Below are 7,882 nucleotides of genomic sequence, written 5' to 3'. Positions count from 1 at the left end.
GGCCCCCTCCGCGCCCGCGCAGCCCGCCGCCGCCGCGAAGCCCGCCCCGGCCCCCGCGCCGAAGGCCGAGCCGGCCACCGAGGCCGAGGGCCCGGAGTACGTGACGCTGCGCGGCCCGTCCGCCGCCGTCGCGAAGAACATGGCCGCCTCCCTCGAACTGCCCACGGCGACGTCCGTGCGCGCGGTCCCGGTGAAGCTGCTGTTCGACAACCGCATCGTCATCAACAACCACCTCAAGCGCGCCCGCGGCGGGAAGATCTCCTTCACGCACCTCATCGGGTACGCGATGGTGCAGGCCATCAAGGCCATGCCGTCGATGAACCACTCCTTCGTGCAGAAGGACGGCAAGCCCACCCTGGTCAAGCCGGAGCACGTGAACCTGGGCCTGGCGATCGACCTGGTGAAGCCCAACGGCGACCGCCAGCTCGTCGTCGCCGGCATCAAGAAGGCCGAGACGCTCGGCTTCTTCGAGTTCTGGCAGGCCTACGAGGACATCGTCCGGCGCGCCCGCAACGGCAAGCTCACGATGGACGACTTCTCCGGCGTCACGGTCTCGCTGACCAACCCCGGCGGCATCGGCACCGTCCACTCGGTGCCCCGCCTGATGCCCGGGCAGAGCGTCATCCTCGGCGTCGGCGCGATGGAGTACCCGGCCGAGTTCCAGGGCACCTCGCAGGACACCCTGAACAAGCTCGGCATCTCGAAGGTCATGACGCTGACCTCGACGTACGACCACCGCGTCATCCAGGGCGCGGCGTCCGGCGAGTTCCTGCGGATCCTCAGCCGGCTGCTGCTCGGCGAGGACGGCTTCTACGACGAGATCTTCGAGTCCCTGCGGATCCCGTACGAGCCGGTCCGCTGGATGAAGGACATCGACGCGTCGCACGACGACGACGTCACGAAGGCCGCCCGCGTCTTCGAGCTGATCCACTCCTACCGGGTGCGCGGCCACGTCATGGCCGACACGGACCCGCTGGAGTACCGCCAGCGCAAGCACCCCGACCTGGACGTCACCGAGCACGGCCTCACCCTGTGGGACCTGGAGCGGGACTTCGCGGTCGGCGGCTTCGCCGGCAAGTCGACCATGACGCTGCGCGACATCCTGGGCGTCCTGCGCGACTCGTACTGCCGCACCATCGGCATCGAGTACATGCACATCCAGGACCCGAAGCAGCGCAAGTGGTTGCAGGACCGGGTGGAGCGCCCCCACTCGAACCCGGAGCGCGAGGAGCAGCTGCGCATCCTGCGCCGGCTGAACGCGGCCGAGGCGTTCGAGACGTTCCTGCAGACCAAGTACGTCGGCCAGAAGCGCTTCTCGCTGGAGGGCGGCGAGTCCGTCATCCCGCTGCTCGACGCGGTGCTGGACGCGGCGGCCGAGTCGCGCCTCGACGAGGTCGTCATCGGCATGGCCCACCGCGGCCGCCTGAACGTGCTGGCGAACATCGTCGGCAAGTCGTACGCGCAGATCTTCCGCGAGTTCGAGGGCAACCTCGACCCGAAGTCGATGCACGGCTCCGGCGACGTGAAGTACCACCTGGGCGCCGAGGGCACCTTCACCGGGCTCGACGGCGAGCAGATCAAGGTGTCGCTGGCGGCGAACCCGTCGCACCTGGAGACGGTCGACCCGGTCATCGAGGGCATCGCCCGCGCCAAGCAGGACATCATCAACAAGGCGGGCACCGACTTCACGGTCATGCCGGTCGCCCTGCACGGCGACGCCGCCTTCGCGGGCCAGGGCGTCGTCGCGGAGACGCTCAACATGTCGCAGCTGCGCGGCTACCGCACCGGCGGCACCGTGCACATCGTCATCAACAACCAGGTCGGCTTCACCGCCGCCCCGGAGGCGTCCCGCTCGTCGATGTACGCGACGGACGTGGCCCGCATGATCGAGGCGCCGATCATCCACGTGAACGGCGACGACCCGGAGGCCGTGGTGCGCGTCGCGCGGCTCGCCTTCGAGTTCCGCCAGGCGTTCAACAAGGACGTCGTCATCGACATGATCTGCTACCGCCGCCGCGGTCACAACGAGGGCGACAACCCGCAGTTCACGAACCCGCAGATGTACAACCTGATCGACAACAAGCGCTCGGTGCGCAAGCTGTACACCGAGTCGCTGATCGGCCGGGGCGACATCACGCTGGAGGAGGCCGAGCAGGCGCTCCAGGACTTCCAGGGCCAGCTGGAGAAGGTCTTCGCGGAGGTCCGCGAGGCCACCTCGCAGCCCGCCGAGGCGATCGTCCCGGACGCGCAGGCCGAGTTCCCGGTGAGCGTGACGACCGGCGTCTCCCAGGAGGTCGTCAAGCGGATCGCCGAGTCCCAGGTCAACATCCCGGACACGATCCACGTCCACCCGCGGCTGATGCCGCAGCTCCAGCGGCGCGCGGCGTCCGTCGACGACGGCACGATCGACTGGGGCACCGGCGAGACGCTCGCCATCGGCTCGCTGCTGATGGAGGGCACCCCGGTCCGCCTCGCGGGCCAGGACACCCGCCGCGGCACGTTCGGCCAGCGCCACGCGGTCCTCGTCGACCAGCAGTCGGGCGAGGAGTACACGCCGCTGCAGTACCTGACGGAGGAGCAGGCCCGCTACAACGTCTACGACTCGCTGCTCAGCGAGTACGCGGCGATGGGCTTCGAGTACGGCTACTCGCTGGCCCGCCCGAACGCGCTCGTCATGTGGGAGGCGCAGTTCGGCGACTTCGTCAACGGCGCCCAGTCGATCGTGGACGAGTACATCTCGGCCGCCGAGCAGAAGTGGGGCCAGACCTCCGGCGTCACCCTGCTGCTGCCGCACGGCTACGAGGGCCAGGGACCGGACCACTCGTCGGCCCGCATCGAGCGCTTCATGGCGCTGTGCGCGCAGGGCAACATGACGGTGGCCACCCCGACGCTGCCGTCGAACTACTTCCACCTGCTGCGCTGGCAGGTCCACAACCCGCACCACAAGCCGCTGATCGTCTTCACCCCGAAGTCGATGCTCCGGCTCAAGGCCGCGCAGTCGAAGACCGAGGAGTTCACCACCGGCGGCTTCCGCCCGGTGATCGGCGACGACAGCGTCGACCCGGCCGCGGTGCGCAAGGTCGTCTTCACGTCCGGCAAGGTCTACTACGACCTCGACGCCGAGCGGAAGAAGCGCGGTCTCACGGACACCGCGATCATCCGGCTGGAGCGCCTGTACCCGCTGCCGGGTGCGGAGCTGCAGGCCGAGATCGCGAAGTTCCCGAACGCCGAGAAGTACCTGTGGGCGCAGGAGGAGCCGGCGAACCAGGGTGCCTGGCCGTTCGTCGCGCTCAACCTGATCGACCACCTCGACCTCGCCGTCGGCGCGGACGTGCCGCACGACGAGCGCCTGCGCCGCATCTCGCGGCCGCACTCCTCCTCCCCCGCCGTGGGCTCGAAGAAGCGCCACGAGCAGGAGCAGGAGCAGCTGGTCAACGAGGTCTTCGACGCCTGACCCGGGCGCGGGGGCGCCGGCCGCGACGGGAGCCCCCGCCGGGTGCACGAGGGGCCCGGCTCCGCGGGAGACCGCGGGGCCGGGCCCCTCGCCGTGCGCCGGTGACGGCGCTCAGACGATCTGCGGCTCGAAGTCCCAGTAGGGCCGGGTCCGCGCCCGCGCCGACATGGTGTGCGGGTGCTGCGGCCCGAGCGTGGTGGACAGGTCCTCCACCGCCTCGGCCTCGGCCTTGTCGGCGGCCTGCCGGTCGCCCAGTGCCCGCAGGTCCGCCGCCATCGCCATCCTGGCCGACAGGGTCAGCGGGTGGGTGCGGCTCAGGGACACGGCCGCGCGTGCCGCCGTGTCGGCGCTGAGGCGGGCCGCCGCCTCGACGTCCCCGCGCAGCGAGCGCATCTCGGACGCGTTGACGGCGCAGCCGAGCGTCCACGGATGGTCGGGGCCGACGGCCGCGGTCATCCCGGTGAGCGCCTGCTCGGCGAGGGTGTACGCCTGCTCCAGTTCGCCGACGGCACGCATGATGAGCGCCTGGTTGGACCTGGCCCCCGTCGGGAAGGGGTGGTCGGGCCCCAGCAGCAGCGTGTACCCGTCGACGACCCGTTCGCTTATCTCCCGGGCCTGGTCGATGTCGCCGTGCTCGCGGGCGAAACAGCTCTGCCCGGCCGCGAAGCGGAGGGTCTCCGGGTCGCCCTCGCCGAGGACGCGTTCGCTGCGTTCCAGGACGCCGGTGAACAGCTCGGCGGCCTCGCGGCGCCGCCCGATGCGGTAGAGCGCGTGCGCGAGGCTGTGTTCGGCGCTCAGCGTGAGGGGGTTGTCGGGCCCGAGGATGCTGCGGTGCACGCGGACGCTCTGCGACTGCAGCGACTCCGCCTCGTCGTAGCGGCCCAGCAGCCGCTGGTCGGTGGAGACGCGGGTCTCGGAGTAGAGCGACCAGCGGTGGCGGGGCCGCAGCAGCCGCCGCCGCTCGATCAGGGTCTTCATGTCGAGTTCGAGGGCTTCTTCGTACCGGCCGAGCAGGCGCAGCGACACGGCCACGTTGTTCTGCGCGTTGATCGTGCGGGCGTCCTGCTCGCCCAGCAGCTCCAGGTAGGCACCGAAGACCCAGCGCGAAACGGTGTGCCCCTCCTCGTACCTGCCGAGGCCGCGCAGGTCGGCCGCGAGGCCGCTGGCGGCCCGGATGTGCGTGAGGTCCGCGGCGCCGCGGGTCTCCCTGAGGTAGTCGACGGCCGCCCGCTCGATGGCCTCGCTGTGCGCGTAGTCGCCCACGGCGCGCAGCAGGTTCACGTAGTGGTGGGTGAGGTCCCAGATGCGCGGGTGGGTCTCCCCCAGCTGCTCCTTCCACGCCTTCATGGCACGCGTGCCGAGCGTCAGGCCGGCCTGGTACTCGCCCGCGTTGAGCATGTACTGGAGGCAGTTGAACACCAGCGTGTGCATCGCCGGGCTGGTGGTCTGCAGCACGTCGGCCCACCGCAGGTGCGGGGTGATCTCCGCGTACTCGGGCCACATCCGGGAGTCCGTCGGCTGGCCCGGGTCCGCGTTGGCGAGGGCCCGCCGTACGACCTCGATGAGCTCCTCGTGCTCGTCCTCGGGCATGTCCTGGCGGATGATCTGGTGGACCATCCGGTGCATGTAGAGGGTGTCGCCGGGGACGCTGCCCGCGACCTCCGGCATGGTCTCGTGGATCTCCCGGTCGCCGACCCCGGCCGCGCGCACGACGGCGTACTGGCGGAGCTTGTTGATGGCGGTGGCCCAGCTGACGGAGTTGCCGACGAGGCCCCGCAGGCTCTCGGGCAGCTCGGCGGCAGGCAGGTCGCGCACCAGGCGCACGGGGATGGCGCCCGGTGCGAAGAACGCGCACAGCCGCAGCAGGGTGACGGCCTCGGGAACGGTCTCTCGGAGCCTGTTCAGCAGTATCGACCAGCTGGTGCGAAACGGCGTCGGGAAGTCGCGGGAGACACGCACGACGTCCTCGTCGATGCCCTCCTGCTCCAGCAGCTCGATGTACTCGTCGACGGACATGTCCGAGTCGTTGAGCCAGCCGGCCGTCTGGTCGAGCAGCAGCGGCAGGTCCTCCAGGGCCTCCGCGAGCCGGTCGGCCTCGCGCGCGCTCAGGCGCGGTGCGCGGCGCAGGATGAACGCGACCGACTCGTCGCGGTTGTACTCGGGGACCTCGATCAGGAGGCTGTTGTGCTGTGACCATTCGGCGTTGCGCGCCGTGATGAGCACGTCGCCCGGCCCGTCGGGCACCAGGTCCCAGACGGCCTCGGGATCGTCCGCTCCGTCGAACACGATCAGCCAGCGCCGGTACGGGTCCCCGCGGCGCAGCGCGATGCGGGCGGCGCGCAGCCGCTCGCCGTAGTCGACGCCCGTGGACAGCCCGAGTTCCGGGGCGAGTTGGGCGAGCCGCTGGCGGCACACGGCGCGCTTGTCGGCCGGGACCCACCAGACCACGTCGTACTCGGCGCCGAAGCGGTAGACGTACTCGGCGGCGAGCTGCGTCTTGCCCACGCCGGACATCCCGTAGAGCGTGAGGACGCGGGCCCTGTCCTCGGCGTTCCTGAGGGCGTGGTCGATGGTGTTGAGCAGTTGCTCGCGCCCCGTGAAGCGGATGTTGCGGCGGGGCACACCGCCCCACACCTCGGAGGGGTCGTTGGGGAAGCGGGGGCCCTTGCGGGAGTCGGCGGGCAGTGGGTCGGCGGGCAGGCCGAGCCGGGTGAGGACGCGCCGCTCGGCCTCCTGCTCGCCGACGGCGGTCAGGTCCGGGGCGGCGAAGACGGCGGTGGCGGGCGGGAGCGCGTCGGTGGTGACGGAGACCCCGGCGAAGCGGCCGGGGTCGGCGGCGACCACCTCGGTCAGGGCGCTGTTCCACTCGGCGTGGGTGCGGGGGCCCATCTGGAAGTACCAGGTGCTCAGGATGACGAGGACCGGGCCCGGTGCGAGGGTCAGGGCCCGCAGCGAATCGGCCAGCGGTGTGCCCTCCTGCGGGTCCCAGCGCTGGTAGGCGACCGTGTGCCCGCGGCGCTCCAGGCGGTCCCCGATCCACGCCGCCCACACCCGGTTGTACCCGGCGAAGCTGATGGTCACGGTCTCCGGCCCGGACGCGGCAACCCTCTTACGTGTTCCGGGCATTCAACCGTCTCCCTGCGTCGTGATGCGCCCACCTGACATACCGTCGAGCTTAGGCCCTCTCGTTTGGATCCTGACGGTGTGGAATCCGGGCCGGAAGCGAACCACGGGGATCGGCGGGAAGATTCATGCGTCCGGTCGCTTCCGCGCCTCCCCACGGGCCCGCGCGGCCGTGCCGCCCGGGTCGGTGCCCCACCGCTGGCGCCACAGGGTGTGTGCCGTGCTGATGTAGGCCCGGGCCCGTGTCGCGTGCCCGGGCGGCGGCGGTTCCTTGGCGAGGCCGTCGCAGGTCGCCCTCATCTCGTCGACGAGGACCCGGCCCTGCGGGGTGAGTGTCCGTGAGGCCGCCAGGACCGGCAGGACGGCCGCCACTTGCTCGGCGCAGCGCGCGTGTTCCGTCCAGGCGAAGTCGCGCTGGGCCGTGGTGCGGGCCGCGAGGGCGTGGCCCTGCCAGTACTCGGCGAGCGCGAGGTGCGAGTAGGCCCCCTGGAGGAGCCCGTCGAAGGGGCGCGGATCGGTGCGCCAGGGCGCGAAATACGCTTCTTCCGGTCCCTCGCCGTGCAACCGCACCAGGGCGGCGAGCGCCGACAGCTTGGCGTGCTGGAGCTCGTGGACGAGGGTCGCCGCCAGGTGGCCCGGCGTGGACGGCCGGCTGCTGAGGACGGCGCCGAACGCCTCGCGCCGGGTGCCGCTGCAGTGGGACGTCCGCTCCCCGGGGGGCGGGGCGAGCGGCACGAGGCAGCGCAGCAGGAGCGCCGCCTCGGCCGTGCGGTGCGCCCCGCCGACCCGCAGCACGGGTTCGGTGCCTGCCCAGGACGCGGCCCACACGGCACGGCTGCCGGCGTCGAGGCGGGTGACCGCGCCGAGGCCGTGCCGTTCGAGCCCGCTGCCCGCCGTGCCGTACGGGTCGAGGTCGTCCAGGAGTACGGGAGCGGCGCCCGGTACGAGGGCGGGCAGGGTGCGCAGCGGCAGCCATCGCGGATCGCCGGAGCGGGTGGGGTGGCCGGCGGCGGCACCCGTGCCACCGGGGGCCACGAGGACCGCGACGGGCGCGGCGGCGCCCTGGCGGAGGGTCAGCACGCCGTCGCGGAAGCCGAGGTCCACCTCGCTGCCCCGGTACGTGCGCAGCGCGCCGAGGGTGGGCAGGGCGAGCAGGTCGCCGAACGCGGTGAGCCGGACGCGGAACGCCGCGCCGGCGCGCACGGCCGCCTGTGGGCGTCGCTGGTCGGGGCGTTCCTGCTGGTGCTGGGGCTGACGTCGACCGCCGCCTACGGGCACGGGCAGCGCGCCGCGGCACCGGCCGCG

General features: G+C 72.0%; 3 protein-coding genes. 1 reads left to right on the top strand and 2 read right to left on the bottom strand.

Annotated elements, in window-relative coordinates:
* On the top strand, positions 1-3,454 hold a 3,454-nt coding region (locus L1885_RS19400), incomplete at its 5' end, for a multifunctional oxoglutarate decarboxylase/oxoglutarate dehydrogenase thiamine pyrophosphate-binding subunit/dihydrolipoyllysine-residue succinyltransferase subunit (protein ID WP_235798426.1).
* Positions 3,455-3,565: 111 nt separating this feature from the next.
* On the opposite strand, the gene fxsT is transcribed toward L1885_RS19400, so the two are convergent.
* Both fxsT and L1885_RS19390 read right to left on the bottom strand, forming a co-directional pair.
* On the bottom strand, positions 3,566-6,580 hold the full coding sequence (gene fxsT, locus L1885_RS19395; RefSeq protein ID WP_235798425.1) for an FxSxx-COOH system tetratricopeptide repeat protein: 3,015 nt from the start codon (positions 6,578-6,580) through the stop codon (positions 3,566-3,568).
* 123 nt (positions 6,581-6,703) lie between these two features.
* The coding region (locus L1885_RS19390) for an aKG-HExxH-type peptide beta-hydroxylase (protein WP_235798424.1) at positions 6,704-7,882 on the bottom strand (1,179 nt) is incomplete at its 5' end.

It is taken from the genome of Streptomyces fuscigenes (assembly GCF_021556455.1).
Taxonomy (GTDB): Bacteria; Actinomycetota; Actinomycetes; order Streptomycetales; family Streptomycetaceae; genus Streptomyces; species Streptomyces fuscigenes.
The sequence above is the reverse complement of the archived record's forward strand: the minus strand, read 5'-3'. Positions and strand labels throughout refer to the sequence as shown.

Bases quoted from the DNA above. Each gene is read 5' to 3' on its own strand.
- fxsT (WP_235798425.1), bottom strand. From the start codon at position 6,580: ATGCCCGGAACACGTAAGAGGGTTGCCGCGTCCGGGCCGGAGACCGTG.